The organism is Micromonospora sp. C31, assembly GCF_018070575.1.
Taxonomy (GTDB): Bacteria; Actinomycetota; Actinomycetes; order Mycobacteriales; family Micromonosporaceae; genus Micromonospora.
Genome location: NZ_JAGPXN010000025.1, coordinates 1 through 24,466, shown reverse-complemented (window position 1 = coordinate 24,466; position 24,466 = coordinate 1). Strand labels below are relative to the sequence as shown.

At 71.1% G+C, this 24,466-nt stretch carries 25 protein-coding genes; 22 read left to right on the top strand and 3 right to left on the bottom strand.

Annotated elements, in window-relative coordinates; genetic code table 11:
- The first annotated feature begins 16 nt into the window (after positions 1-16).
- The 18 genes from KBX06_RS25100 (at position 17) to KBX06_RS28105 (ending at position 16,893) form a co-directional block, all read left to right on the top strand.
- Positions 17-2,437: a DNA translocase FtsK gene (locus tag KBX06_RS25100; protein ID WP_210839287.1), complete on the top strand. Its 2,421-nt coding sequence runs from the start codon at positions 17-19 to the stop codon at positions 2,435-2,437.
- 21 nt (positions 2,438-2,458) lie between these two features.
- Positions 2,459-2,902 (top strand): hypothetical protein, encoded by a 444-nt coding sequence (locus tag KBX06_RS25095; RefSeq protein WP_210839285.1) that lies wholly within the window; start codon positions 2,459-2,461, stop codon positions 2,900-2,902.
- Positions 2,903-2,990: 88 nt separating this feature from the next.
- Positions 2,991-3,731 (top strand): Pycsar system effector family protein, encoded by a 741-nt coding sequence (locus KBX06_RS28590; protein ID WP_307854743.1) that lies wholly within the window; start codon positions 2,991-2,993, stop codon positions 3,729-3,731.
- Positions 3,732-3,798: 67 nt separating this feature from the next.
- Positions 3,799-4,053 (top strand): hypothetical protein, encoded by a 255-nt coding sequence (locus tag KBX06_RS25085; protein ID WP_210839283.1) that lies wholly within the window; start codon positions 3,799-3,801, stop codon positions 4,051-4,053.
- Between the two features lie 457 nt (positions 4,054-4,510).
- The gene (locus KBX06_RS28110) at positions 4,511-6,544 is read left to right on the top strand and encodes a hypothetical protein (RefSeq protein ID WP_247686642.1); all 2,034 of its coding nucleotides are present in this window, start codon (positions 4,511-4,513) and stop codon (positions 6,542-6,544) included.
- Positions 6,545-6,716: 172 nt separating this feature from the next.
- Positions 6,717-7,991: a hypothetical protein gene (locus KBX06_RS25075; RefSeq protein ID WP_210839281.1), complete on the top strand. Its 1,275-nt coding sequence runs from the start codon at positions 6,717-6,719 to the stop codon at positions 7,989-7,991.
- 140 nt (positions 7,992-8,131) lie between these two features.
- The gene (locus KBX06_RS25070; RefSeq protein WP_210839280.1) at positions 8,132-8,887 is read left to right on the top strand and encodes an AAA family ATPase; all 756 of its coding nucleotides are present in this window, start codon (positions 8,132-8,134) and stop codon (positions 8,885-8,887) included.
- A gap of 154 nt (positions 8,888-9,041) precedes the next feature.
- Positions 9,042-10,031, top strand: a complete 990-nt coding sequence (locus KBX06_RS25065) for an NUDIX domain-containing protein (RefSeq protein ID WP_210839279.1) — start codon at positions 9,042-9,044, stop codon at positions 10,029-10,031.
- 28 nt (positions 10,032-10,059) lie between these two features.
- A complete protein-coding gene (locus KBX06_RS25060; protein ID WP_210839278.1) occupies positions 10,060-10,386 on the top strand; it encodes a hypothetical protein in 327 nt (108 codons plus the stop codon).
- Positions 10,387-10,688: 302 nt separating this feature from the next.
- Positions 10,689-11,189 carry a hypothetical protein gene (locus tag KBX06_RS25055; RefSeq protein WP_210839277.1) on the top strand — a complete coding sequence of 167 codons (501 nt, stop codon included), beginning with the start codon at positions 10,689-10,691 and terminating at the stop codon, positions 11,187-11,189.
- On the top strand, positions 11,179-11,712 hold the full coding sequence (locus tag KBX06_RS25050) for a bifunctional DNA primase/polymerase (protein WP_210839276.1): 534 nt from the start codon (positions 11,179-11,181) through the stop codon (positions 11,710-11,712). Before KBX06_RS25055 ends, KBX06_RS25050 begins: the two co-directional genes overlap by 11 nt.
- Positions 11,709-11,897 carry a hypothetical protein gene (locus tag KBX06_RS25045; RefSeq protein ID WP_210839275.1) on the top strand — a complete coding sequence of 63 codons (189 nt, stop codon included), beginning with the start codon at positions 11,709-11,711 and terminating at the stop codon, positions 11,895-11,897. The genes KBX06_RS25050 and KBX06_RS25045 overlap by 4 nt, the downstream gene beginning before the upstream one ends.
- A complete protein-coding gene (locus tag KBX06_RS25040; protein ID WP_247686641.1) occupies positions 11,894-12,127 on the top strand; it encodes a hypothetical protein in 234 nt (77 codons plus the stop codon). The genes KBX06_RS25045 and KBX06_RS25040 overlap by 4 nt, the downstream gene beginning before the upstream one ends.
- A gap of 27 nt (positions 12,128-12,154) precedes the next feature.
- On the top strand, positions 12,155-12,454 hold the full coding sequence (locus KBX06_RS25035; RefSeq protein ID WP_210839273.1) for a hypothetical protein: 300 nt from the start codon (positions 12,155-12,157) through the stop codon (positions 12,452-12,454).
- Positions 12,451-12,855, top strand: coding sequence for a hypothetical protein (locus KBX06_RS25030; RefSeq protein ID WP_210839272.1), 405 nt, complete (start codon positions 12,451-12,453; stop codon positions 12,853-12,855). The genes KBX06_RS25035 and KBX06_RS25030 overlap by 4 nt, the downstream gene beginning before the upstream one ends.
- A 628-nt stretch (positions 12,856-13,483) precedes the next feature.
- The gene (locus tag KBX06_RS25025; RefSeq protein WP_210839271.1) at positions 13,484-15,352 is read left to right on the top strand and encodes a hypothetical protein; all 1,869 of its coding nucleotides are present in this window, start codon (positions 13,484-13,486) and stop codon (positions 15,350-15,352) included.
- A gap of 252 nt (positions 15,353-15,604) precedes the next feature.
- Entirely contained in the window at positions 15,605-16,390 is a 786-nt protein-coding gene (locus KBX06_RS25020) for a hypothetical protein (RefSeq protein ID WP_210839270.1), read from the top strand.
- Positions 16,387-16,893 carry a hypothetical protein gene (locus KBX06_RS28105; RefSeq protein WP_247686640.1) on the top strand — a complete coding sequence of 169 codons (507 nt, stop codon included), beginning with the start codon at positions 16,387-16,389 and terminating at the stop codon, positions 16,891-16,893. The genes KBX06_RS25020 and KBX06_RS28105 overlap by 4 nt, the downstream gene beginning before the upstream one ends.
- A gap of 368 nt (positions 16,894-17,261) precedes the next feature.
- On the opposite strand, the gene KBX06_RS25010 is transcribed toward KBX06_RS28105, so the two are convergent.
- Together KBX06_RS25010 and KBX06_RS25005 are read right to left on the bottom strand one after the other, a co-directional pair.
- Positions 17,262-18,167 (bottom strand): ParB/RepB/Spo0J family partition protein, encoded by a 906-nt coding sequence (locus KBX06_RS25010; protein ID WP_210839269.1) that lies wholly within the window; start codon positions 18,165-18,167, stop codon positions 17,262-17,264.
- A 1-nt stretch (position 18,168) separates the two neighbouring features.
- Positions 18,169-18,915 carry a ParA family protein gene (locus tag KBX06_RS25005; protein ID WP_210839268.1) on the bottom strand — a complete coding sequence of 249 codons (747 nt, stop codon included), beginning with the start codon at positions 18,913-18,915 and terminating at the stop codon, positions 18,169-18,171.
- Between the two features lie 213 nt (positions 18,916-19,128).
- Between KBX06_RS25005 and KBX06_RS25000 the strand changes: the two genes are divergently transcribed.
- The 4 genes from KBX06_RS25000 to KBX06_RS24985 all read left to right on the top strand — a co-directional run bounded on the left by KBX06_RS25000 (position 19,129) and on the right by KBX06_RS24985 (position 22,382).
- Positions 19,129-20,619: an SEC-C domain-containing protein gene (locus KBX06_RS25000; protein WP_210839266.1), complete on the top strand. Its 1,491-nt coding sequence runs from the start codon at positions 19,129-19,131 to the stop codon at positions 20,617-20,619.
- 143 nt (positions 20,620-20,762) lie between these two features.
- The gene (locus tag KBX06_RS28785) at positions 20,763-21,230 is read left to right on the top strand and encodes a tyrosine-type recombinase/integrase (protein WP_374225675.1); all 468 of its coding nucleotides are present in this window, start codon (positions 20,763-20,765) and stop codon (positions 21,228-21,230) included.
- A 485-nt stretch (positions 21,231-21,715) separates the two neighbouring features.
- Entirely contained in the window at positions 21,716-22,138 is a 423-nt protein-coding gene (locus KBX06_RS24990; RefSeq protein ID WP_210839265.1) for a hypothetical protein, read from the top strand.
- Between the two features lie 61 nt (positions 22,139-22,199).
- On the top strand, positions 22,200-22,382 hold the full coding sequence (locus tag KBX06_RS24985; protein WP_210839263.1) for a hypothetical protein: 183 nt from the start codon (positions 22,200-22,202) through the stop codon (positions 22,380-22,382).
- Positions 22,383-22,623: 241 nt separating this feature from the next.
- Here KBX06_RS24985 and KBX06_RS24980 read toward each other — a convergent pair whose 3' ends face one another.
- Positions 22,624-23,775, bottom strand: a complete 1,152-nt coding sequence (locus KBX06_RS24980; RefSeq protein ID WP_210839260.1) for a hypothetical protein — start codon at positions 23,773-23,775, stop codon at positions 22,624-22,626.
- Positions 23,776-24,466 lie beyond the last annotated feature (691 nt).

Sequence of the window (24,466 nt, the reverse complement as noted above, 5' to 3'; positions counted from 1 at the left end):
GGACAAGGAGACCCCCATGGCCAGCACCACCCGCCGCCGCAGCGCGAAGAAGAAGGCCGAGGTCGACCACGGCGCCGCCATCGCCCGCTGGTGCGGTGTGGCCGTCCGCGCCACCTGGCACCGCGCCGCCCGTGGCGCCGGCTGTCTCGCCCGCCGCCTGCCCAGCCCGCACCGCACCCCCGAGGTGGACCTGCCCGGCCACGACCACGCCGGCCTGGCCCTGCTGCTGACCGGCCTGACCGTCGCCGCCGCGCAGTGGACCAACCCCGCCGGACCGCTCGGGCGGATCCTCGACGTGCCGGCCGCCATCACCGACGCCCTGCTCGGCGGACTCGCCCCGCTCGCGCCGCTCCCGCTGATCTGGCTCGCCGTGCAGGTGATGCGCCACCCCGCCGGCACCCACACCGTCCGCACCCTCGCCCAGGCCGCCGGCACCCTCGGGATCGCCGCCGGCCTCGGCGGACTACTCGACCTCGCCGCGCCCGGCGCGGGCGGGCTGATCGGCCGCCTGACCGGTGCTCTCGACCTCGTGCTCAGCGCATGGGGTGCCGCGCCGATCCTGATCGGACTCGTCGCCGCCGGCCTGACCGCCCTCACCGGCATCACCCCGGTCGCCGTGGCGACCAGCATCGCCGCTCTGCGCCGCCGCACCCCCGCGTCGCCGGCGACGGACCTTATCGACCTCATCGACGCCGACGACGAGGACGACGTCGACCAGGACGACACCACCGCCATGCCGACAGCCACCACCGCTACGCCGACGGCTGCCACGACCGCCGCTCCGGGTGATTCCGAGGAATCCGCGTCTCGCCCGCCGCGACCGCGCCGGGCGGCCGACCCGGCCACCACGACCGTCGCGGCGGTATCGCCGGCGACGACGGCCGGCGGCTACCAGTTGCCGCCGGTGAGCCTGCTCGCCGCCGGCGAGTCCACCCGCCGGCGCGTCGGACCCGGCGACGCCGGCTGGATGGCGCTGCAGGGCGTTCTCGACGAGTTCAAGGTCGCCGCAAAGGTGTCGGGCGCGCGCCGCGGACCGACCGTCACCCGCTACGAGATCACCCTCGGCCCTGGCGTGAAGGTCCAGAAGGTCACCGGCCTGGCCAAGAACTTCGGCCTGAGCGTCGGCACCGAGAACGTGCGGATGCTCGACACGATCCCGGGCAAGAGCGCCGTCGGGGTGGAGCTGCCCAACCCGGACCGGGAGATCGTGACCCTCGGCGACGTCATCCGCGCCGCCGCCCGCGACCAGCACCGGCTCCTTGTCGGTCTGGGCCAGGACATCGACGGCAGCGCGGTCACCGCCAACCTCGCGGCCATGCCCCACCTCCTCATCGGCGGCGCCACCGGCGCCGGCAAGTCCGGCTGCCTCAACACCCTGCTCGTCTCCCTGCTCACGCGGGCCACCCCCGAGGAGGTGCGCCTGCTGCTGATCGACCCCAAGCGCGTCGAGCTGACCGCCTACGAGGGCCTTCCGCACCTGGTCACCCCGATCATCACCAACGCCCGTAAGGCCGCCGACGCTCTGGAGTGGGTCGTGCGGGAGATGGACATGCGCTACGACGACATGGCCGCCCACGGCTGCCGGCACGTCGACGAGTACAACCGCAAGGTCCGCGCCGGGCAGATCACCGCCCCGGCCGGCAGCGACCGGACCCTGGAGCCGTACCCGTACCTGGTGGTCATCGTCGACGAGCTGGCCGACCTGATGATGGTCGCCCCCCGCGACGTCGAAGACTCCGTCGTGCGGATCACCCAGCTCGCCCGCGCCGCCGGCATCCACCTGGTCCTGGCCACCCAACGCCCCTCCGTGGACGTGGTCACCGGACTGATCAAGGCCAACGTGCCGTCCCGCCTCGCGTTCGCCACCAGCTCCCTGATCGACTCCCGAGTCATCATCGACCAGCCCGGCGCCGAGAAACTGCTCGGCAAGGGCGACGGCCTGTACCTGCCGATGGGCGCGTCCACCCCGATCCGGATCCAGGGCGCCTGGGTGTCCGACGCCGAGGTCGCCGCCGTCGTCGACCACTGGCGTACCCAGGCCAGCGCTCAGCCGGCCGCCGCGACCTCCGCCGTGCCGCCGGCCGCCACCACCCCTGCCGGGCCGACGGTGGACACCACGGCGCTCGACGACCTCGACGCCGACGAGCGGGTCCTGCTGCGCGAGGCCATCGAACTGATCGTCACCAGCCAGTTCGGGTCGACCTCGATGCTGCAACGCAAGCTGCGCATCGGCTTCGCCAAAGCCGGCCGCCTCATGGACACCCTCGCCGACCTGCGCATCGTCGGCCCCGCCCAAGGCTCCAAGGCCCGCGACGTCCTCATCCGCCCCGACGAGCTGCCCGACCTGCTCACCGCACTCGGCGGCCAGCCGGCCACCGAGCTCGACGACAGCACCGACGCCACGGTGCTGCCCTTCCGCAGCGGCACCCGCCGCTAACCAGGACAGGAGACCCCCGCCATGACGACCACCCAGACCCGCACCACCACCACCGCCCCGGTCACCATCCCCGTCCGCCTTCAGGTCAGCGACACCGACGCCGCCGACCAGCCCCGCGTCAGCCAGATGATCGTCACCGGCTGGCCCGTTGCGCCGGGCCTGGCCGTGCACGTCACCGTCGACGACGGGCAGCGCCTCGACGGCCGCTACAGCCTCGTGCACCTGCCCAGCGGGCTCGCCCTGGCACAGCGACTGTGCGCCCGCCACGTCGACGAGGCCGCCGCCGCGGCGATCGCCACCGGCATCGACTGGAGCGACGACGCCGCGCAGATCCTCGCCGACACCCGCGTCACCCCGCTGCGCCCGAGTGACGCCCCGTGGAGCTGGTGCGGCTACGACGACTCCTGCCGCCGCGAGGTGTACCCGCGCCCCGACTCCGTTCTGTACGACCCCACCAGCCGATAACGCCGCGCGGGCGGCCCCACCGCCTACCAAGCCCGGGGCCGCCCGCCACCCCATCCAGCCCACAATGAACCAGAGGAGCACCCTCATCGTGCCTGATCCCGGAGAGCCGGCCTACCTCGGCGTCGCGTACGCCAGCACCTACGAGCCGCGCAGCCCGTACGGCCCGCGCCGCCACTTCCAGATCCCGACCGCAGGCGCCTTCGCGGTGCTGGTGGAGATCTCTACCAGCCTCGCCAACAGCACCTCCCGCTGCACCGGCTGCGGCACCACCGACAGCGACTTCTCCGAGCTGGAGATCCTCGCTCGCGCCGGAGCCCACGCCTCCGCCTGCGGCCGAGGCACCGCCACCGCAGCCCTGGACGCCGAAATCGCCACCGTGCGCGCCGAGCTGTACCGCGTCGACCCCAAGGCGTCCGGCTACCTGCAGATGGCCGGCGTGCTGCTCGGCGCCGGCCTGGCAGTGCTCGGCGGCGCCGGAGCCAGCGGCCACCTGCCCAACACCGCCCTCGCTGCCGGCGCGGCCACAGCCGCCGTGGTGCTGACCGCCGTGGTGCTGCTGCTGATGGCCTCCCGCCCGCGCCTGGGCGGCGACTTCGGCTTCGTGGCCTACGCCGACGCCGACGACGCCCAGGACGTGCTCGCCCGCCTCGCCGCCGGCGACGCCGAGCAAGTCCCGCAGATGACCCCGCTGACCCGCGCCCGCGAGCTCTGGTGGCTCTCGCGCACCGTCCGCACCAAGTACCGGGCCATCGCCCGGGCCGTGCCGCTGCTGCTCACCGGCTACGCCGGCGCCGCCGTTACTGCCGCCCTGGCGATCTGGGCCAGGTGACCACCATGACCGTGACCACCACGGCGATTGGCTACGTCGGCCCCCACACCCCCGAGGCGGTGGCCCGATGACCCGCCGCCTCTTCGCCACCTACGTCACCGGCACCACCAACGAGTACCGCCTCGACGTCGTTACCGACCCCGAGCCCGACACTCCGCAGGCCGTCACCTACTTCACCGCCGACACCCTCGACGCCGCCTGCCGCCAGGCGCAGCGGCTGCTCGACGCTGTTGAGGGCCCGGCCGACCGCTACGGCGAGCTGTACGCCCACGACGGAGACGGCACCGCGGTCTACTGCGACACCATTCACCGGCCCAAGTGACCATTCAAAGCGCGCGAATGGGCGGCCCCATTGACTGGGCCGCCCATTCGGTTGCATGTATTCAGATTTTCTTTGCCACAAAAGCCGCCCGGCTCGTGTTGGTATGTCCAGGTTTGTGGAGGGAGTCTACACAGGATCCCTGGGGATCCCTGGTTTCGGCGCGTGTTGGGCCCCCTGCGCGGTCGAACGTCGCCGTAAGATCCACGGGTTATAACCCCGATCTGATCTTGAGGGAGCGCCCGCGCTCAACCCCTAACTCCACAAAAGAACAGAGCCCCAAACCCCTCTCGTTTGGCCGCGGTGAGGGTTTGAGGCTCTTAACAAGCTCGGAGGACACCATAGCACCCACCTCCGGGCTGGGTGCACTGTTGTCTCTCGACACCTTCTCTGCGTGTCGCGGCGACGCCTGTGCGCGCCCAGTCCCCTCGCCTGATACTGCCGTGATTGCGGTGCCGCGATGATGACGGCACCGAACGTGACCCTGCTGGCCGCCGACCGGGTGGCCGCGACCGGGCACTGCCCGGTCTGCGCCGCTGTCGGTCGGGCGGTGCTGGCCGCTCCCGGCCGCGACCGCTGCACGGTGCACCTGGCCCGGCCCGCTCTGTTGGTGGAGACGACCCGCACCGGGCAGGCCCGACTGGTCGCTCCGGCGGGTGCTCGCCGACGGCCGGTGTATCCGACAGGTGTGCAGACGCCGTGCGTGTCCTGCGCCAGTGCGGGCCGGGACACGCAGGGCCTGCCCCGTGACGGTGACGGGTCGGAACCGCTGTGCATTCCGTGCTGGCGCAGCCGCACGGAGCGGGAGCAGCGCCGCCAGGCAGCCGAGCTGCGCGCCGGGGTACTCCACGACGTCGACGACGTCGTGGAGGGCTGTGCGGCGTGTGGTGAGTGGGAGCCGTCGCCGGCGTGCTGGCTGTGTGGCTACTCGTGGCTGGCGGCCATCCGCGAGGAGGCCGCCCTAGAGCAGGAGGCCGAGCAGGCCACCGCAGCGGCCGTTGTCCAGGCGGAGCGGGTCGCGGTGGAGGTCCGCTTCGGCCAGCTCGCCGAGATCACCGAGGCTGAGCAGCGGGTGGCAGAGCTGACCGCGTGGGTGCAGCGGCTGCGGGAGGTCATCGAGGCGTTCGCCGCCGGCCGTCGCCGTGGGCGTGCGGTGGTGCACCTGGCCGATCTGCTGGCCCGCCAGGCGTCGGCGAAGGCGTCGAAGCGTGGTCGTCCGTCGGTGCTGGCCCGCGTCGCCGGCGTGCTGGCCGTGGACGCCAACGCCCGGATCACCCGGCCGGGTCGGCTGCGTACCGCCGAGCTGGCCGACTGCCAGCCGCGCACCGTCACCGGCTGCTGGGCCCGCGCGGAGGCCCTGGAGTGGATGGAGCGCACCGCTCAGGGCCGCCGCCTGTCGATGGAGGAGCGGACCCGGCTGGGCCGCACGTACGACCGGGCGGAATTTGACCTGGCGCCCCTGGGCGGCCGGGAGCGTGCCGTCGCGCGGGAGCCGTACCTGCCGGTGGCGCTGCTGGTGATCGAAGGGCTGCTCGCGCACGCCGTGGCGCTGCTGGAGGCCGCCCAGGACGACGTCGACGCGCTGCACGCCCGCACTGGCGCGGTGATGGACATGCAGGCGATGGCGCGGCGTGCCCAGCTTCGCCAGGCCGTGGCCACCGCCCGGGACACCGCCATCGAGGGCGCCGAGGACCTCGCCCGGCACGCGCTGAATATCTGCCACCCCCGCGCAGCGTCTACAGGTATGAGTGTTTACTCCTGGCTCGTGGTTCGGGGTTCCCAACCTCCGACGATCACTCACCCTCGGTCGGTGGGGCCGAGTCGGCGGGAAAATGGCGCTTCGCGCTCACCAACGAAGAGGGTGCCACGATCCGTACGGCGTCCTAGGCCGATCGAGAGGGCTTGTACGCCGTCACGAGCATCGCGCCGTCCAGATTGGATGCAGTGGGGCGCGTACGACCTGGCACGAGCCGCACAGCGGGCCTGGCCGTGGCTGGAGAACGTACCCCTGCCTCGGGTGGCAGCCACGCTCGGGTCCCGGCTCGGTCCCGGCTGGACAATGCCGGTACTGCTCGACTGGATCGAGCGCAGCCGTGGCGGCCGTGAGCTGCTCGACACGCCGATGCAGCCGCTGGGCTACCTGCGGTCGCTGCTCGACGAGTCGCTGACCGGCAACGTCGAGCCGCCGCACCCGGCCCGCCGCTACGACGAGCACCGCGCCCAGGTCGCCGCCGCGCGGCGGCGCGACGTCGTCGACCAGGCCGCTGCGGCGGCCGCCGCCCGCGACGCCGCCCGCGCCGAGTGGGACAGCCGCGAGCAGGCCCGCCAGGCCGAGCGCGCCGGGCCCGGCGCCGGCCGCCACGCCGCCCTGGCCGCCGCCCGCGCCGCCGCGCGTGGCGACCACGCCACCGCCCGCGCCATCGCGGCCGACGCGCAGGACTGGCCGGCGGTCGCCCAGCCGGGCGCCGGCCTCCCCTCGGCTCTGGCCCACTAGCACTACGTAATCCAGGTACCTCGGTAGGTTCCGGCCCCTGAAATCGCCTGACAGGCGTTCTCAGGGGCCCGTTTCTGCGATCATGCCACAACAAGATCAGATACTATCGAATTTCTAGAATCGAGTAACTGTTACTACTTCCTGGAAATAGAAACTAGGATAAGATGGGGTCATGACAGAGACGAGTGCGGCGGCGGGCCCCCGGGGCGTGCCGCCGACCTGCAAGTACGACCAGCGGCCCCTGGCCTACGCCGGCCGGGGCCGCCCGCCGGAGTTCTGCCCGGACGACGAGCGCCGGCACCCGGGCGGGAAGAACTGCCGGCAGATGTACGCCGAGCAGCGGCAGGCGGAGCTGGCCGCCGGCCTGGACAAGCCCCTCGCGGCGTACCGGGAGGCGACGGCGCGGGTGCTGCCGGCGGTGGAGGCACTCACCGGCGAGCTGGCCACGGTGGTGGGCGCGATGCGCGAGGTGGACGGGTCGGCGGTGGCCCGGGTGGAGCAGGCCGAGGTCGCCGCCGTCGCTGCGACGCAGCGGGCCCAGAGCGCCGAGGACGACCGCGACAAGGCACTGCGCGAGGCCCGGTCCGCTCGTGCGGGCGAGGCCACCGCGAAGGAGGCGCAGCGGGTGGCGGAACGCCGGGCCCGTGACGCCGAGGCCGAGGCCGACCGCGTCCAGCGCGACGCGTGGCGGCAGGTCGCCGACGCCCGCGAGGCCCAGGGCCGCGCCGAGGCCGCCGCCGGCGAACGCGCCCAGGCCGTCATTACCGAGACCGGCCGCCGCGAGGCCGCCGAGCAGCGCGCCGCCGACCTCACCGACCAGCTCAAGACCCTGCGCCGCGACCTCACCGAAGCCCAGGCCGAGGTCCGCAAGACCGACAAGGCCCTACGGACGGAGGTCACCCGCGCTGAGCGTGCCGAGGCCACCATCGCGGCCGTCACCGCTGAACGCGATGCTGCCCGCGCCGACGTCGCCCGCCTCACCGCCGACATCGCCCGCCTGACCTCGGAGATGGACACCCTCCGCGCCGAGGTCGTCGACGCGCGTACCGCCGGCGAGCAGTTGCGCGTGGAGCTGGCCGCCGCGACCCGCCGCGCCGACACCGCCGAGGCCCGCGCCGAGCAGGCCGAGGCCACCACCGCGGCCGTCACCGCCGAACGTGACGCCGCCCGCACCGAGCGGGCCGACGCCGAGAACGCCCGCCGGGACCTCGACGCCGAGCTGCGCGCCGCCCGGGCCACCCTCGCCGAGGTGCGCCGCCAGGTCGAGCAGCTTCACACCGAGCGCCGAGCCGCCGAGCAGGCCGCCCAGGACGCCCGCGCCGACGCCATCCGACACGAGACCACCGCGACGGCCGCCGTCGACCGCGCCCAGGCCGCCGAGGCCCGCGCCGAGCGGCTCCAGGCCGAGCTCAACCAGGCCCGCACCAAGCCGGGCCGCAAGCCGTGACGGCGGGCGATTCCTCGGAATCGCCCGCCGTCATCCGACCGTTCACGCGGCCGGAGCCGTGTTCCCGCACGACCCCGACCACTACCTCCGGATCCGAAACCGCCGACAGCAACCCCGACACCCGGAAGGCAGGCACCATCATGACCGACCCGCGTACCGACACCCACCCCGACGCCGACGCGAACACGACCGCGCCGCAGCTGGTGGTGCTCATCGGCCCGGCCGGCGCCGGCAAGTCCACCTGGGCCGCTGCCCACTACCAGCCGCACCAGGTCCACAGCCTCGACCAGTTGCGCGCCGTGGTGTCCGACGACGAGTGCGACCAGGACGCCACCGCCGACGCCCTGGTCCTGCTCCCCGCGATCCTGCACACCCGCCTGGCCCGCCGGCTGACCACTGTTGTCGACGCCACCAGCACCAGCGTCGCCGACCGGGCGTGGCTGCTGGGCATTGCCGCCGAGCACCAGGTGCCCGCCGTCGCCGTCGTCGTCACCACCCCGCTGGAGGTGTGCCTGGCCCGGCAGGCCGCCCGACCCGGCCCCGCGCCGGGCCGGCGGTGGGGACGCGCCGTGCCGGCCGCCGTCGTCGCCACGCAGCACGCCGACACCCGCGCCGCCCTGGCCACCCTGCACACCGAGGGCTTCACCCACGTCACCGAGATCGGCTCACCACTGCCGGGAGCGAGCGTGGGCACCGAGATCCACTACCAGACCTACTGCGCCGCGACCGACACCGCCGGCACCGTGGCGCACACCGTGGACAGCCTCGACGAGGCCGACCGCCTGGCCGCCAACCACGCCCGATCCGACGTTGACGTCCACGTCACCGCCGTCGTACGCCCCGACGGCCGCGACCTCGTGCGGGAGTGGGAACACACCCACGCCGCCGTGCTGTGACCGAGCCACGCCGGCCCGAGGCGCGGCACCGCCCACCCGATACCACCACCACCGTTCGCGCGGTCGGGGTCGTGCAGCAACACGACCCCGACCACTACCTCCGGATCCGAAACCGCCTCAGCAGCAACCCGAGACACCGAAAGGCAGCATCATCATGACCACTGACACCGCCCGCACCTACACCCACCCCGAGGTCTACCTGCGTGGCGTCGCCGAGGGCTGGGCCGAGGCCCAGACCGACCCGACCCGCATCAACTGGCCCGCCCGGCAGGCCACCGCCGCGCGCCCGTTTCGGGTCGTGGCCGGCCGCCCGGTCAACCCGTTCGAGTCCACCCCCGTCCGCTACGGCCGCAACCGGCTCGGCTGGTGGGGCGAAACGCGCTGCGCCGACGCCGCGGCGACCGCCACCGACACCACCGGCGCCCGCTGGATTGTCATGATCGAGCGCCCGCGTGGGGAAGGCTGGGCGCTGCCCGGCGGACACATCGAGGCCGGCGAGGACGAGACCGCTGCGGCCGGGCGCGAGCTGGCCGAGGAGACCGGCCTGGTCGTCGACCTCACCGACGTGTGGGTGCGGACGCTGCCGGCCCGCTATGTGCCGGACCCCCGCTGCTCCGACGAGGCGTGGATCGTCACCTACCTCACCACGATCGACCTCGGCGTCTACGAGCCGGGCCACCTGCCGGCCCTGGTCGCCGGCGAGGACGCCCAACGCGCCGAGTGGATTCGCGCCGACAGCTACACCGACCTGGCTCGGCACCTGGCCACCACCGTCGGCGGCATCGTGTTCCCCGCGCACCAGCCGATGCTCGGCGACCTGCTCGGCGCCCCGACGTGGCCGACGCTGGACATGGTGGCCGAGATCAACGGCATCGCCCTGGGCGACATCGGCGAGGACGGCGACATCATCGCCCTGGGCCACCACGACCCGGCCCGGATGCTGACCGCGCTGCGCCGCTACGCCCGCGAGGTGTGGGGCGAGGCCCTGGCCCCCGCCGACCCGGCCCACCCTCACGCGCAGATCCGCCACGAGTGGGGCGTCAACACCGGCGAGCCCGCCGGCCCCGACCAGCAGTGGTACCTGGAAACGGCGCCGGCCGACACCCCGGGCGCGTTCCCGATCACCCGCTGGTACGAGAACTGACTACCCCTGCCCCCAGGAGGACAGACACATGGGTTGGATCAACAGAGCGATCGGCACCGGCCGGGACCTCGACCGCGTCGAGACCGAGCTGGCCGGCATGGACCCCAGGGACCCCCGCCGGACCAAGCTCAGCAAGGAGGCCGCCCGCCTCCAACAGCAGCAGACCACCGAGATCTCCAAGGCCCTGCGCAACGGCGCGGACGAGCAGACCGTCCGCTTCGCTCTCGGGCTGCACGGGCAGGGAGCGACCCGCGCCGACAGCCGTGGCCGACCCACCCCCGCGCAAGAGTTGCAGCAGATGATTGACCGCCACGGCATCGACACCGTTACCGAGGCCCTGTACCGCAGAGACTGACCAACCGACCCGCCGCCGACGTTGACGAGCCAGTGCGGCCGGCACGGGCATGGATCGTCGCCTGCCGTGTGGTGCCCGTTCATCGGGAACCACACGGCAGGCACGGTGTCGGTGGGTTGCGCTACGCTGCCCGCACGGCTGTCGCGCCAGCCGATCCAGGAGCCCGTCCCCGCCACGCCGGGGCCGAGCGACGAGCGGAGAAGACGTCTCAGACTCAGCGCCTCACCAACTCTCACCGCTGTCGGGCATGACCTCGTGTCGGTGGGGTCGGGGCGTGGCGTACCCCGCCGAGGAACGAGCTGATGATGCCGAAGACCAACCGCAGGCTCACCCGCGCGGTGATCGAGCGCCGCGACAGCACCGGAGAGACCTACACCCAGGCCCGCGAAGGCGTGCTGGCCACTCTGACCCTGCCAGAGACCGAGCGCCAGGCGCACGCCTTCCGTGCCGCCGTCGCGCTGCGCATGGCCCACGCCGGCGAGGACGCCGACCGGGCCGCCACCTCGGTGGAGGAGATCCAGGACCTCGCGCAGTGCAACGGCTGGTCCTTCGCCGACGCCCAGGTCGAGTACGACTCCCCGCTCAACCAGGTGATGTGCGAGAAGTGTGGCTGGACCAACGGAATGGTCTGCCCCGAGTGCCCCGGCTGTGGCTGCTACAACGGCCAGTGCACCGGCTGGCGTCACAACGAGTTCATGAGCGCCGACGAACGCCGCGAGCGCAACGAGTGCCCCGAGTGCGGCGGCAACATGCAGAACCACTACGACTGCACCTGCTACGACGACGTCGACGATGAAGACTGACCTGGCCCACGCGCTGGCGGCCGGCCTGGCGGTGTTTCCACTGCCGGCCGGCGCCAAGCGCGCCGCCCCGGGCTGGCCACGCCAGGTCACCACCGACCCCGCCGTGGTTGCCGACTGGCCCGACGGCGTCAACATCGGCGTCGCCTGCCGCGCCTCGCACGTGGTCGGCCTGGACCTGGACCGCAAGGACGGCGTCGACGGCGTCGACACCCTGCGGGCGCTGTGCGCCGCGGCCCGCTGGCCCTGGCCGGACACCCTCACCGTCGCCACCGCTCACGGCGGCCTGCACCTCTACTTCCGCGCCCCGACCGGTGTGGTGGTGCCCAGCTCGATCAGCCGGTGGCCCGGCGTCGACGTCCGCGCTCCCGGCCACCGTCTGGGCGGCTACCTGGTCGGCCCCGGCTCCGTCGTCGACGGCCGCCCCTACAAGATCGACCGCGACCTGCCGATCGCGCCGCTGCCGCCCTGGCTCACTGCCCGCCTGACCGGCTCGCGCCACACCACCGCGGTGGTCACCTCGTGATCCGGGTGCGCCTGGTTGCCAACGACGTCGACGAGCTGCACGCCACGTCCGCCGCCATCGCCCAGGCCCTCACCATCACCCGCACCAGCCGGCCGGTCCCCCGCCGCAGCGGCGACGGCGTTTCCCTCTACCTGCACGCCGAACTTCCCGCCGGTACGCCACCAGACAGAAGGACGAGACCGTGACCGACATCGACAACGCCACGACGACGTACGACCAGGACCACCGGCGGCTTCCCGGTGGCGGGTTCACCTGCGAGCGGCCGGACTGCACCCACGTCAACGGCCAAGCCGTGCTGATCGAGCGTGACCTGGCGCGGGAGCTGGCCGACGTCGGCCAACAGCCCCCCGATCCCGGTCTCGGACCGCACCCCTGGCCCAGCGCCTTTCTGAGTTCGTGCCGTTGCTGTACGTAAAGGTATGACAGGAGTAGCCTGATCCGTATGACAAAGCGCCGAGTGACGGTCTCCGTGCCCGAGGACGTGGCCGAGACCCTGGAGCAGCAGCCCAACGCCTCCGCGTACGTCGCCCAGGCCGTCCGCGACCGCAGGCGCATGGACGAGTTCCGTGCGCTGATGGCCGATGCCGGGGTGCAGCTCACCGAGCAAGGCATGGCCGAGGCCCGTGCTCGCCGGCTACAGGTGCAGGCCCACTGGCCCCACGAGCGGTACGAGGCCGTGCGCGACCGGGTGCGCCAGCACATGCAGGATGAGGCGGACGACGCCAGCCGGCCGGCCGCGTGAGCGCCGAGGACGAGCAGCGCCCGGTCGCGCTGGTGCTAGACCGCTCAGCGCTGCTGGCCTACCCGTACTCGATCCACGTCGGCGAACCCATCGGTGAGGTCATCACCGATGGCCAGCGCTTTGGCATCACCGCCGTTGCTGCCGCTGAGGCCCTGGAGCTGGCCGCTGACGCCAAGCACCGAAAGCACCTGCACCGGCTGCTCAGCCACGACTCCTGCGCACGGCTGCCCACCCGGGGCGAGTCGTGGCAGGAACTGTCGTACTGGCGTGGGCTCACCGGCCGCGTCGACCTGGCCGCCACGGTGATGGCCGCCCTGGAGCACCGAGCCTCGATCCTGACCAGCGAGGGCAACCGGTACGGGCCCGAGGGACACCTACCGGTCATCCACATGCCCGCGTAGCGGCCGTGAGGACCAACGGCCGCGAATCCGGCCACTAAGCGACGTTTATCCCGGAAACGCTCGTTGCGGGACGGCTTGCAAAGATCATCAGTAGGAGCCGTTCGCTCAGGACGGCGAGTCTCGAAACCTGTCCCAGCGCCGATCTGTCGGGACCGGGATTGCGGGACGTTTCCGGGACAACGCCCCCCCAACATCTCGGCCGCTCTACCCTCTACCGGCCCCCGACCAGGGCGATTTACGGCTTAGCGCCGGATCCACTGCCGATGGTCCCCAAGGGCCGCGCTGCCGCGCGCGGCGACCACGCCGCCGCTCGCGCCACCGCGGCCGCCGACGCGCAGGACTGGCCGGCGGTTGCCGACGCGCAGGACTGGCCGGCGGTTGCCCAGCCGGACGCCAGCTTTCCCCCGACTCTGGACCACTAACCCCCGTGCCGGACGTATCCGACCGTGTCGAGCAGCCACCTCAACGCTGACATCGCCGCGCGAATCCGGCTGCGCTCGTGTCCCTTCAACGACTACTTCTCCATTAGCCGCGTGGATTAGCGGCCGGGCAGGGTTGGAAAACCGCTCGCTCCCGGTTACGGTATCGGTCTATAAGTCAACTGAGGACAACCCTCTGGGAGGCGACCATGGCACGAGACGGCGAACTGCGGTACACCCTCGCTCAGTACGCGCGGCGGGTGGGCATCAGCGACAGCCGCGCCCGCGCGCTGCTGGGTGCGGGGCGGCTGGCCCACCCCGACGGGCACGACCCGGACGGGCGGCCGTACTGGCACGCCCGGACCATCGACAGCTGGTGCCGGCGTACCCAGCGGCAGGTGCCCGATGATGCCGACTGGCCGATCGGCTGGGAGCCGGCCCCGGCGCCGGTACCGATCATTGAGCGGCGCGACCTGGTGGTGGAAGGGCACGACCCGCAGACCGTGTCGGTGATTGTCTACGACACCCCACACGGCCACGTGGTGCACGTCATGCGGCACAACGACTACGGGCTCAGCCCCGAGGTGGCCGCCCGGGTCGCCGCCGAGGTGCTGCACCCGGTGTTCTGGGCCGACGCCGTGGTGCTCGTGCCCGAGGCGGTCCTGTTCGGCATGGACGAGGAGCACCAGAGCATCGAGGCGTTCCGGCTGCGGGTGCCGCACCCCGAGGCGGCACCCGTCAGCTGGCTTCCCCGGTTCCTCACCGGCCTGGCGCAGACCGCGGAGGAGCAGCCGGTGCAGGCGGACCCCCGCCACGTGCAGACCACCTACATCGGCTACGTCGACGCCAGCGAGATCCAGCAGGTTCTCGGCCGGCCGGTGCCACTGTGGTACTACCGGACCTGCACCCCCGACGCGGTCCGGCTCATGCAGGCCTACGGCGAGTCCGGCACGGTCACCGTCCCTGACACCACGACCGACTGGCCCGCCACCCGCGACCGAGTGGCCGCCGGCGTCGACGCGGGACTACACCTGCGGTATCCGCACGCCTTCGGCCTGCTCGCCGCTGACGCCATGCAGACCCTGCGCTACGAGCAGACGCGCCACAGCACCAGCCGCGATCGCGGCGACGGCTGGTACATCGTCGCTCGCCCGGCACGTCCCGACTGGCCCAGTATCGACGTGGAGCACGTGGTGGCGACCGCCTCCGCCGCGCCCCGCGACCCGGACGCCATGGCCACGGAGCTGCCCACACTGCGCGAGGAGGAGGCCGGCCTTCCTTGGGACTCGCCGGTGGCCGACGCGCTGTGGCACACCGCCCGCCTTGCCGGGGTTGCTCTGCACCGCAGCCACCCCGAGGTCGTCTTCACCGCGCCGACCCGGTGCACCGTCAGCGGCGTCGGTCCGGTGCTTGACCAGTGGCGCAAAACCCTTCAGCCGCTCAGCGACGCCGAACGCGACCGGCTGCTTCGCGCACCGACGCGCCGGCTGGCACGGCTGCTGGTGCTGGAGACCCACATCGACACCATCCGAGAGCACGGCATGATCGAGCGCGCGGTCGCCGAGGTAGCCGGGCTCTACCGGGACCCGGCAGGCCGTCTTGTCATCGAGGACAGCGAACCCACCCCCGGCGAGGCGTCCTACAGCGCCGAGTGGCCCACCAACTTGCCGGACGGGTGGGGCGAGCAGACCGTCATCGCCAGCGACGGCGGCCGGCCCGCGGCCGTGTTCGCCCTGACCCCGCAGCCCGACGGCCGCATGCAGGTCGACCCGCTGCCCAACCCGGGTAGCGAGCCCGGCTACACCTGGGGCTACTCCGGCAGCGGTCCCCGCGCCCTGTACCGGGCGCTGGTTCGCTGCGCCCTGCGGGACTGGACCGCCGACCTCGACCAGGGCACCTGGCTGGTCTCCCTGACCAACGCGTGGCGACAGCCGGAGCGCAGCCCTCTGTGGGCCTTCATCCTCAAGCACCAGGGGCCGCTGCGGATGCCATGGCCCCAGGTCATCGATTGGGCCCAGCAGGACCTCAAGACGCTGACCAGCCGGACTGCGACGGGTCAGACGTCCGCACAGCCGTAGGTGATGCTGCCAGCATCATTGCCGGCCACCCGAAGGGATGTCCGCCATGCATCACACGCTCGCGGACAACCCGGCTCGCGACGTAATGTGACCGGCGTGGATGAAGCGGTAGGCCCGACCGCGTCGCAACGAAGCGCTCGCCTGCTGGGCGAGCATGGGGCGCCTCGCCGGCGGACCGTGGACGAGCACCAGTTCCGTACCCCTCGCGGCGGGATGAGAGTTCAGATGTTTACCGCGTCAGGACATCGACCCGTGGCCGTGGTGACCCAGGTCGACCGCGAGGGCACCAGCCTGATGAACGCCGCCGAGCATTACGCCGAGGACATCTGGCGGCGGCTCTGTCCCGATGAGGTAGAGCCGCCGCTGTTTATCGCCCACCAACTCCTCGACGAGCGTGACTTCGGCTTCCAACAGTTCCGCTTCGTCGCCGCCGGCCGGCACACCGTGCAGCGGCCGGTGCGGTGGGGGCCGGCGCTGAGCCCAGCCGAGCTGGCACAGCTGGTCGGCGGGCCGGTCGACTCGAGCCGCGGCGAGTACACCCCGCCTGAGCCGGCCGCCGAGGGACAGCTACGCTTCGCCGTCGCCCGGGTGATCACGCTGCCCAGGCCCGATCTGCATGGCGAGCCGCCATGCATGCCCGCCGGTACGTCGTGGGGGCAGCGGCTGGCACGCCAGCTGGCACCACGACACCAGGGTCGTACATGCTGCTGGTACCACCGCGGTGACTGGAGCGCAGCCTCCGCCATCGCGATCCGGGCCATCGCTCGCACCGCCGCTACCCCGTTGCGGCAGGGCTACCTGGAGGCGGACGAGCACTTCCCTGCGGTGTCCACCTTCATCGGCCAGGCTCCGGCCGACTCATGGACGCGCGATGCCGCTGCGAGCCTGATCCTGGAGCCGATCCAGCCCAGCCGCGACGACGACGGCAGACGCTTCTACGTCAACGGCCGACATCGCAGCCAAGCGATGCTCGACGCCGGCGTACGCCGGACGTTGGTCGCCCACTGGGACTGGCCCGAACCGGACGGCGTGCAGTGAGCGAGGACGACGCCTCGCTGACCGAGGCGGTGCGTCAGCTCATGGCGCAGGTCGGCACGGTGGGCCGGGTGTCCGGGCGCGAGCCCTGGCGCGAACTGGTCGTGTGGGTCACCCGGGGACGGTGGGGCCGCCGAACCGGCTGGCCCGTTGTCCCGGTCCTGACAACGCCCTGGCAGGACACCATCTCCGCCGAACGGCACGGATGGCGCACCCGTGCCGCCAACCTTCACGGCGACTTCGCGTTCGCCGTCGACTACCGAATCTGCTGCCGCTGCCAAATTGGCTGGGTGGAACAGCCCTACACCCACCCCCAGTACCAGCGACACGGCCTGGCCAGCGCCGGCCTTGCCGCGCTCCGGGCCGAGCACCCCGGCCTGTCATGGCACACCCTCGGCGGCCACTTCCGCAGCTCGCGGCCGTTCTGGGAAGCCGTGGGCGCTGATGTTCCTGGCGGCTACCACCAGCGCGGCACCTGTCCACATTTCGCCGCGCCTGGACTCTAAGTCACCACCCCCTTCAAACGCTGAATGCCGGTCGTTCGGCCCAACCCGCAGGCCGGCGGCGCGCACTCGCAGCGCCATCCCGGTGTCGAAGGTGACCCGCCGTCCTGGCCTCGCCGGCGAGCAGGTTCCAGGGAGACCGTGCGGTCGACGATCTCGTCGTCGTTGCTTGGTAGCCGGACGTGTCCGGCCGGGTCGAGCAGTACTATCCGCATTGATTAGCCGCACCTGCCTGGGCCTCATTCCGGCATGAGGCGACGACCAGGTTTGCCCTGTAAGACCTGCACCGAGCCGGCGTGGCGGGATCCTGACGGCGGTCAACGCCCCCCCCGGATCCCGCCACTGTCAGTGGCGCTTGACGGCGAGATGGGCTACTGGTTCCTATCCTCGCTGGCTGCAGGTAGACGCAGAAGGAGATCTGCCAGGGCTCGAAGATCCTCGCTCGTCATCTCTGCTCGTAGCGCTTCCGCGATCTTGTCGGGCGTGCCACCGAGGCGTTTGATAGCGGCCGCTACCGCCGACGCCCGCGTCCTCGCTGCCCCGGAGGAGGCTCCATCGGAACTGCGCTCACGGTTAACCGCGGTTAATTCAGGCGACTCAACCGGCTGCTGCCGCTGCTGCAGTTCCCCGAGCTGTTGGTCGAGCGGGAGCTGGTGAAGATCACGGACTTCTCGGAGAGGGAGCTCTCCAGACCTCAGCATGGCCTGCACTTCCGGTGCCAGCTTGAGAAGGTTGAGCCGCTGAGTTACCCAGGCGGGTGTGCGGGATAGCCGGATCGCTGCTGCCTTCCCTGTCCCGCACTCCTGCGCCAGCAGCTGAACCGCCTTGGCCTCCTCGATGGGGTCCAGGTTCTCGCGGTCCAGGTTCTCGGCGGCCGTGGCGCTGACCCACGCCTCTCTGCTGTCCGCCAGGTTGTTCTTGACGACGATGTCCAGCGTAGGTTGGCTCGCCAGGAGCGCCGCCGCGCGTCGTCTGCCGCCGGTGACCTGTACCCATGCGGCTTTTCCGATCGCAGCCTCATGCTCCGGAAAGATGCGCAGGAAGGCTTCCCGGGCTACCACGGCACAGGGCTGGAGTTGCCCGTGCGTACGCATCGACTCGGCGATGCTCTCGATCTTCGCGTGGTCGGCGTCGAGTTCCCGGGTGTTCAGTGGGTTGGCCGCGACCTGGTGAACCCGGGCCGTTCGTGGTGCCGCCTCGGCGAAGGCCGGTACCCGCGCCTCTGGCAGCACCGGATCGCTGGCGAGGTCCGACAGGTTTACTCGCTTCCCAGCCACGTCAGACCTCCTGGAGGTTCGGCGCGCTGGCCTGTGAGGGGACTGTAGCTCCCCCGCCATAGCCCATCTCCAGCGCTAGCCGGAAGAAGTCCTCGCGCGCCTCCATGGCCGTCCGATTCTTCGGGTACTGCGTGACGACCAAGCCCTCCGCGGAGGCTCGCGAGTGCAGCTTGTACCGCCGGATGACGGTGTTGCACATCGGCCAGCCCTTGCGGCGGATGAACTGCGCCGTCTGCTGAAGATCCGGGAGCCCGTCTCGCGGATCCCAACTGTTGACGACCACACGGTACGGAATCCCGCGCGGCGCGATGACGGACTCGATCGTTCGAGTCGTGGGGTCGTAGCAGAGCGGCTCCGGCACCATCGGCACGAGGACGTCATCGCACTCGTCGAGCGCGGCTTGGAGGATGCGCTCGTCCTCCAACGAGCCCGGCGTGTCGACGAAGATGTGCTCGTAGTGCAGGTTCCGCAGCTTGCGGAGATCGCGGGGGTCGTCGACCTGGGCGAAGTCGAACGGCAGTCCGCCCCCCTGCTGCTCCACGCGCCTCGACCACCACACGGACGATGCTTGGGGGTCCGTGGACGCAACCATCACCGGGCTCTCCGGGTCGCCGACAGCCTCAGCGGTTGACCGAAGGATCGGCTCAGGGTTGACCAAAACGTCGTAGGTCACTGCCCCCAGGTTCACGGCGAGGGTGGTCTTACCGACGCCGCCCTTCTGATTGGCGACGACATGTACCTGAGTCATGCGGGCTCCGTTCCGTGTGCTTCCCGGGCCGATCGTGGCCGCGGTACTTCGGATGCCCTGTAATGCTAGGGCTGGCCTGACCTGGCTAGAAGCCTGGTCTCGGCCCTGTGCCGGTTAACCGCGGTTAACCGGCCGGCGCCCCGCGCGTGCGTGGGGCAGCCCACCGTTCGGTTAACCCAGTGAACTTGACCGCAGATGCCACACTGAACCGCGATGGATCCATTGGCGAACTTCGGCCGCAATGACCGGTGCTGGTGCGGTGAACCGCGTAAATACAAGGCCTGCCACGGACTGCACCACCCAGCGTCCACACCTGGTCAGCCGATCGGCCACCCTGACGACGAAGACCGCGTCTGGCTGTCACCGACCACCATCATGGCCCGCGACGCCCTGCACCAACCGGCCGCCGGGGTCCCCTTCGTCCTGCCGATCGGACGACCCCATACCCGCCCGATCTACGTCGACCCGGCCGTCCAGGCCCTCCTCAACGTGCCCAGGCTCAGCACGCAACCGTTGCCCGTCCTCGGCAAACACCGCTTCGAGGTCTTCGATCACACCGAACACGACCGCGACGCCCTCACCGACGGCGCCGCCGGTATCGCCGTCGCCGTTGCTCAAGCCCTGACCGACCTCAACCTTGAGCCCGACCACCGGCCGACCATCCTGTGGAACGACGAGGTCGACGCCGACCGCCTCCTCGGACAGACGCTTCTGTTCGCCGATCATGTCTGCGTCCCCGACCGCGTCTTCGCCGCCCTCATTGACGACCGGGACGACGACGCGATCCACGAGGCCATCGCCGAACAGCGTCGCCTTCGCCCGCTCATCGAGGCCGGCGTCATCGTCCCCGTCCCCGAAGCGCTCGGCATCGCCGCGCGGGTCGACGCCGTCAACGCGATGACCCAACGCGATCTGCAACGCCGCGATCTCACCGACTGGATTCGCAGCCAACTCATCGTCGAAGGCCCGACCGCCCGAGAAGCCATGTTCATCAGCGCGATTGACGACCTCGACTCACGGCAGATGTGGCTCCTCTCCCGGCGTACAGTCTTCGACGAAGACCCCCACGGCAGAGGCACCTTCACATCCCGCCTGCTCGGCACCTACGACCCCGCCCACGACTACGAGCCGTGGAAGCAGCAGAACCTCGATAAAGCCGTCGGCTGGCACCTAGGGCGCGCCAACGAACGACTCATCGCCGGCGAGGTCTTCACTGCCGACTACCTCACCACCTCACCGTTCCAGGCTCGGCTCCTCGCCCGGAAGGGCGCACTACCTGACCAGCCGATCCACGCCGCTGTCTGGGCCGACATCCCCATCCTGCCCACCGCCGACCCCGCCACCCTCGCACGCGCAGCCGCTGAAGAAGAAGCCGTTGAAGACCTCCGCCAGAAAGTCCGCAACGCTCTCCGTGGCGCCCGTGACCTCGGCACCGGCGCCGACGCCCTCACAGGCCTCGGTGAAGACCTAGCCCACGCCAGCCGGCAACTCCAACGCACCGTCCGCACCGAACGCCGCTGGAAGGTCATTGCCCCTGCCCTCACAGGACTCGGAGCCATCGCGCTCGGCGCCGCCGGCGGCCTCCCCGCCATCGCCTCCGGCGTCCTCGGTGCCGCTGGCGGACTCGTCCCATACTTCGCCGACAGAGCGAACCGCCGCCGCAACGCCGCCTACCTGTTCTACCTGGCCAACCGAACCCGCTGACCTAGGCGCGTCGATAGGCGCGGGCTGTTTCGGCCGACGAGGCACGCAAACTGGCTGCGCGTGAGGATCCACCGAGCGGCCACGTCGCCCCCAATTGCGGGTGCCGCGATCGGTGTGGGCGCCGAGCGGACGCCGGTCAGGATGTGCAGCACCGCATCGGCGCGCTTCTCCGCTCGGCTGGTTCGATCTCGGATGCGCACCCTCTGCCTCTAGCAGGATCAACCCTCTGTCGTCTCAGATGGTGGACCGGATCAGCGAGGCTTCCCCGGACTCGGGCGCCTGGTCCAGCGTGGTGGACGACGGGGTCGGGGCTTGTGTCGACGGCCCGGTGTTCAGCACCCGGGGCGGCAAGCCGCTTACCCAGGCGGGCATCTTCGCCGTGGTGCGCCGGCTCGCCCACCTCGCCGGACTGCCGGCCGCCAAACCAGATCTCCCCGCACAGCCTGCGCCACGCCGCCGCCACCGCCGCCCTCGACGACGGCGCCCCGCTACGCGACGTCAAGGACCTCCTCGGCCACGCCGACCCCGCACCACCCGCCGGTACGACCGCAACCGCGGCAGCCTCGACCGCTCTCCCCGCCCACCGCCTGGCCGTGCTCTACGGCGAGTGAACCCTGACGCTGTAATGATTCTTCTTGAGGAACACTTCCCTGCGGAGTCGCTGCGTGTGCAACTGGTGTCTGCGGTTGTGATGCGAGGCGCCGGTTGCTCGCGGTCTTCGGGTACCCTAAGAGCGTTCTCGGCAGTCGGACCTGGGAGGGGCTACTAGGGATGAGCCCGCCGGAGAGGCTCTTTACGGCAATTTTCGGCTAATGGCCAGATAGCCGATGCTGCCCAAAATCCGGCGGAGATCATCAAGATCGGCCTCGCGTTAGCGCTGGTCACCGGGGCTCTGACCTTTTCCTACCACTTCTCCAAGCAATTGGCTTCGATCCTCGGCGCGCTGATCCGCGTGGTGGTCGCTGGCAAGCTCCCTGGGGCCTCGTCCACTGGGTCGACCCGTCCGGAAGGCCGTTACTGCGACGGTCAGCGGTGTCGACCGCCAGTCGTACTCTTTGCGCAGGCCCGCCGCGGGGATGATGAAGGCACGGTGAGAATGCAGGACGCCACGTCGCATGCAGGGTTCGGTACGACCATCAACCACTATGGCCCGGTCATCCACGGCAACGTGGACAGGACGCAGTTGGCTTGGGGGAACAACACCGTCAGCCAAGCGCGCAGCCATACAGAGCAGGTCGCTCCGGGGTTCGAGCTCATCGCCAAAGCGGTGGCAGACACGGTAGAGAAGCTGGCCGCCGTTGGCTTGAGTGAAGATGATCTCCGCGAGGCGCGGGTGGCCGCTGCTGATGTCTTTGTCGAGGCTGCGCAGACTGAACCTGACCGGGGAAAGGTCCGTCGTGCCGTCAACGCGTTGAAGGGCTTTCTCGCTCCAGTGGCTATGGGCGTGGTGGCTGGCAGTACGGCAGGTGCTCAGGAGTGGGCTCGTACGGCAATCGAGCAGCTCAGCGTGCCGTTCTGACGGCTCCTTAGCCGACAGGCGGCCGCCGAGCTCTGGACCAAGTGTCCCCGAACTCGCGGTGGTGCGGCAGGAAGCCGCTGCGGCGCGCACCCTGACCATCGCCGCCGTCCGCACCACCAACACCACCGACACCGCCGTCACCCTGCTGCTCGGCGCAGCGGCCATCGGCGTCGAGGTGGCGATGATCGGCTTCGGCATCGCGATCCTGGTTCGGGATACTGGTCTTACGACACAGTTGCGGTAACGGGTCGCGGCCCTGACGCGGGATCCGGCGGGCGAGACGTCCACAGCCGAGAACCCGGGCCGGGTTGGGGAGTCGTCCGGCACCTAACTCCGTGGCGTGCCGGGCACGGCAACGCCCGGACAGGTCCCGCGATGTTTCGGCAACTGCGGATGACGCCCTGGTCGACATCCACCAAATCCGCTCGGCAACTCGTAGACCGGGGCGACGAGTTGCCGAGTCGCGCCGACGCAGGGCCGGGAGATCACGACGGCCCGGCGGAGGTGGTCACGCCGGCGAGCGCATGCAGGAAGGGCGGTACGATCTGGGGCAACAGCTCGAACTGCCCGTCCGGCACCAACACACGCAGCCGGTGCAAACCGTCGCTGATGAGCAGCAGCATGATCGCCGTGCTGACCCGGGTGCCGGTGGAGGGGCGGCGATCGCGCAGCACGTCGCGGACGAGTAGTCGCGGCAGGCCGAGAACAGCGCCCATCATCCAGGTCAGCGTCGCGTCGCCAAGGTCGCCGCTGTCGAGTTCGGCTTCGACGGCGGTGCACTGGGCCAGCGCCCAGTCGCGCATGTCAGCCGCAGCGTGCCACGCGACGCGCAGTTGCTCGGGTGTCGCCCCGTCGATGACGCGCAGCAGGTCCTCACGGACGTCACCAGCCGGCAGCAGGCTGGTCCCAGCCCCGTCGTTGATCTCCGCCGGATCACGGCCTGGCCCGTCCGGGTACTCCAGCCACGATGCGATCGGGCTGATCGCGCCGGCCGGCAGCAGGGCGCGCACGTGCGGAGCCATCGCCGGTCCGGACAGTTCGGGAGCGCCTGCGAGTACGCCGGCCACGGTGAACGTGGCGAACTCCTTGGCGGTGACCGGTTCGCCACTGCTGGGCCCTCGGTCGAACTGGGCAAGCTCGGGCGGCGCCCACGACACGCCCGCAGCGGTGATCCGCTCGTCGATGCGGCGCATCCGCCGCGGTAGCACGACTGAGTGAGCGTTGGCGGCCGCGCGCTCAGCCACGTCCCATGCCCAGTCGGAGCGGTCGCTGGAGTTGGCGGGGGGCCCGGGCGCGTCGTATTCGCCGGGAAGTACGACCCGTTCGACGGCGGCGCGCCACGCCGCCCGCGCCGTGTGCTCGGGCACGGCGAGCTCTTCGCCGAAGGCGTGCAGGGCAAGGTCATGAGGGCGCCGGCCGGGCCGGGCATGCCGGCCCAGCCACACCACTAGGTCCAGCGCACCAGATGGGGCGGTCGACGTGCTGCCGCGGCCGCGACCGAGCGAGCGGGTCGCGTTGCGCGGCAGCAGCCCTTCACCGCGCCAACGCTCAAGCTGGGTGCCAGTGACAACGACGCCCCGAGCTCGGGCAGCCGCCAACAGGTTCTCGTCGGCGGGGCTGGTGGTCTTGCGTGGCATCAGCAGACCGTACCCGGCTGTGACGGGCTCCATGGCACATTGGAGCCCCGTGAGCTCTGCCAGGTTCCCCCGCTGGCCCTCTGATCTGCTGAGGACGTCGCTGCTCATCCGGGGCGGCGTGACGTCGGAAGGACAGAGGCGGGCGTGAGTAGGGAGAGCATGTCGGGGCGTGAGCGGTCGCCGCGCCGGTGGCAGCGGCTGGCAGCGGTTATCGGTGTGGCCGGCGGAGCGGGACTGGCCGCCGCGCACAGCCCGGCTTGGGCGGTGGGAATCGGAACGGCGGCTGCGGTGCTCGCCGCGGCCGCCGAAGTGCTGCGCCGGTGAGCCGCAGCGATGTTCCTCGCGCGAATTCAACGCGTCCGGCGGACACGTGGTATCGCCAGGAGTCTTTACGTGAGGGGTGGTTCGGGACGCGGCTCCGGCAAACGTGCCAACGCGAGGAAGGCCTGCGCGAACAGCTCGGCAGTCGGCTGGCGCGGGTTCGTTGAAGTCGACCTGCCCGGGATCATTGACCCGTCCGGCTGCTGGAAGGGCTGCCCGTAGTTTCCGGACCGAAAACAACGCTTAGTACTCCAACGTCACTTGGCTTCGGCGTTGGGCGTGGCGTGGGCATGAGGACGGCCACCGCGTTGATCATCGATGGTTTGTGAGGACAACCGAAGATCGCGCGATGGCCGTGGGCCACAGCGTA

Coding starts and splice junctions, on each gene's coding strand:
- KBX06_RS25100 (WP_210839287.1), top strand. CDS start 17: ATGGCCAGCACCACCCGCCGCCGCAGCGCGAAGAAGAAGGCCGAGGTC.
- KBX06_RS25095 (WP_210839285.1), top strand. CDS start 2,459: ATGACGACCACCCAGACCCGCACCACCACCACCGCCCCGGTCACCATC.
- KBX06_RS25085 (WP_210839283.1), top strand. CDS start 3,799: ATGACCCGCCGCCTCTTCGCCACCTACGTCACCGGCACCACCAACGAG.
- KBX06_RS28110 (WP_247686642.1), top strand. CDS start 4,511: ATGATGACGGCACCGAACGTGACCCTGCTGGCCGCCGACCGGGTGGCC.
- KBX06_RS25075 (WP_210839281.1), top strand. CDS start 6,717: ATGACAGAGACGAGTGCGGCGGCGGGCCCCCGGGGCGTGCCGCCGACC.
- KBX06_RS25070 (WP_210839280.1), top strand. CDS start 8,132: ATGACCGACCCGCGTACCGACACCCACCCCGACGCCGACGCGAACACG.
- KBX06_RS25065 (WP_210839279.1), top strand. CDS start 9,042: ATGACCACTGACACCGCCCGCACCTACACCCACCCCGAGGTCTACCTG.
- KBX06_RS25060 (WP_210839278.1), top strand. CDS start 10,060: ATGGGTTGGATCAACAGAGCGATCGGCACCGGCCGGGACCTCGACCGC.
- KBX06_RS25055 (WP_210839277.1), top strand. CDS start 10,689: ATGATGCCGAAGACCAACCGCAGGCTCACCCGCGCGGTGATCGAGCGC.
- KBX06_RS25050 (WP_210839276.1), top strand. CDS start 11,179: ATGAAGACTGACCTGGCCCACGCGCTGGCGGCCGGCCTGGCGGTGTTT.
- KBX06_RS25035 (WP_210839273.1), top strand. CDS start 12,155: ATGACAAAGCGCCGAGTGACGGTCTCCGTGCCCGAGGACGTGGCCGAG.
- KBX06_RS25025 (WP_210839271.1), top strand. CDS start 13,484: ATGGCACGAGACGGCGAACTGCGGTACACCCTCGCTCAGTACGCGCGG.
- KBX06_RS25005 (WP_210839268.1), bottom strand. CDS start 18,915: ATGACTCAGGTACATGTCGTCGCCAATCAGAAGGGCGGCGTCGGTAAG.
- KBX06_RS25000 (WP_210839266.1), top strand. CDS start 19,129: ATGGATCCATTGGCGAACTTCGGCCGCAATGACCGGTGCTGGTGCGGT.
- KBX06_RS24990 (WP_210839265.1), top strand. CDS start 21,716: ATGCAGGACGCCACGTCGCATGCAGGGTTCGGTACGACCATCAACCAC.
- KBX06_RS24980 (WP_210839260.1), bottom strand. CDS start 23,775: ATGCCACGCAAGACCACCAGCCCCGCCGACGAGAACCTGTTGGCGGCT.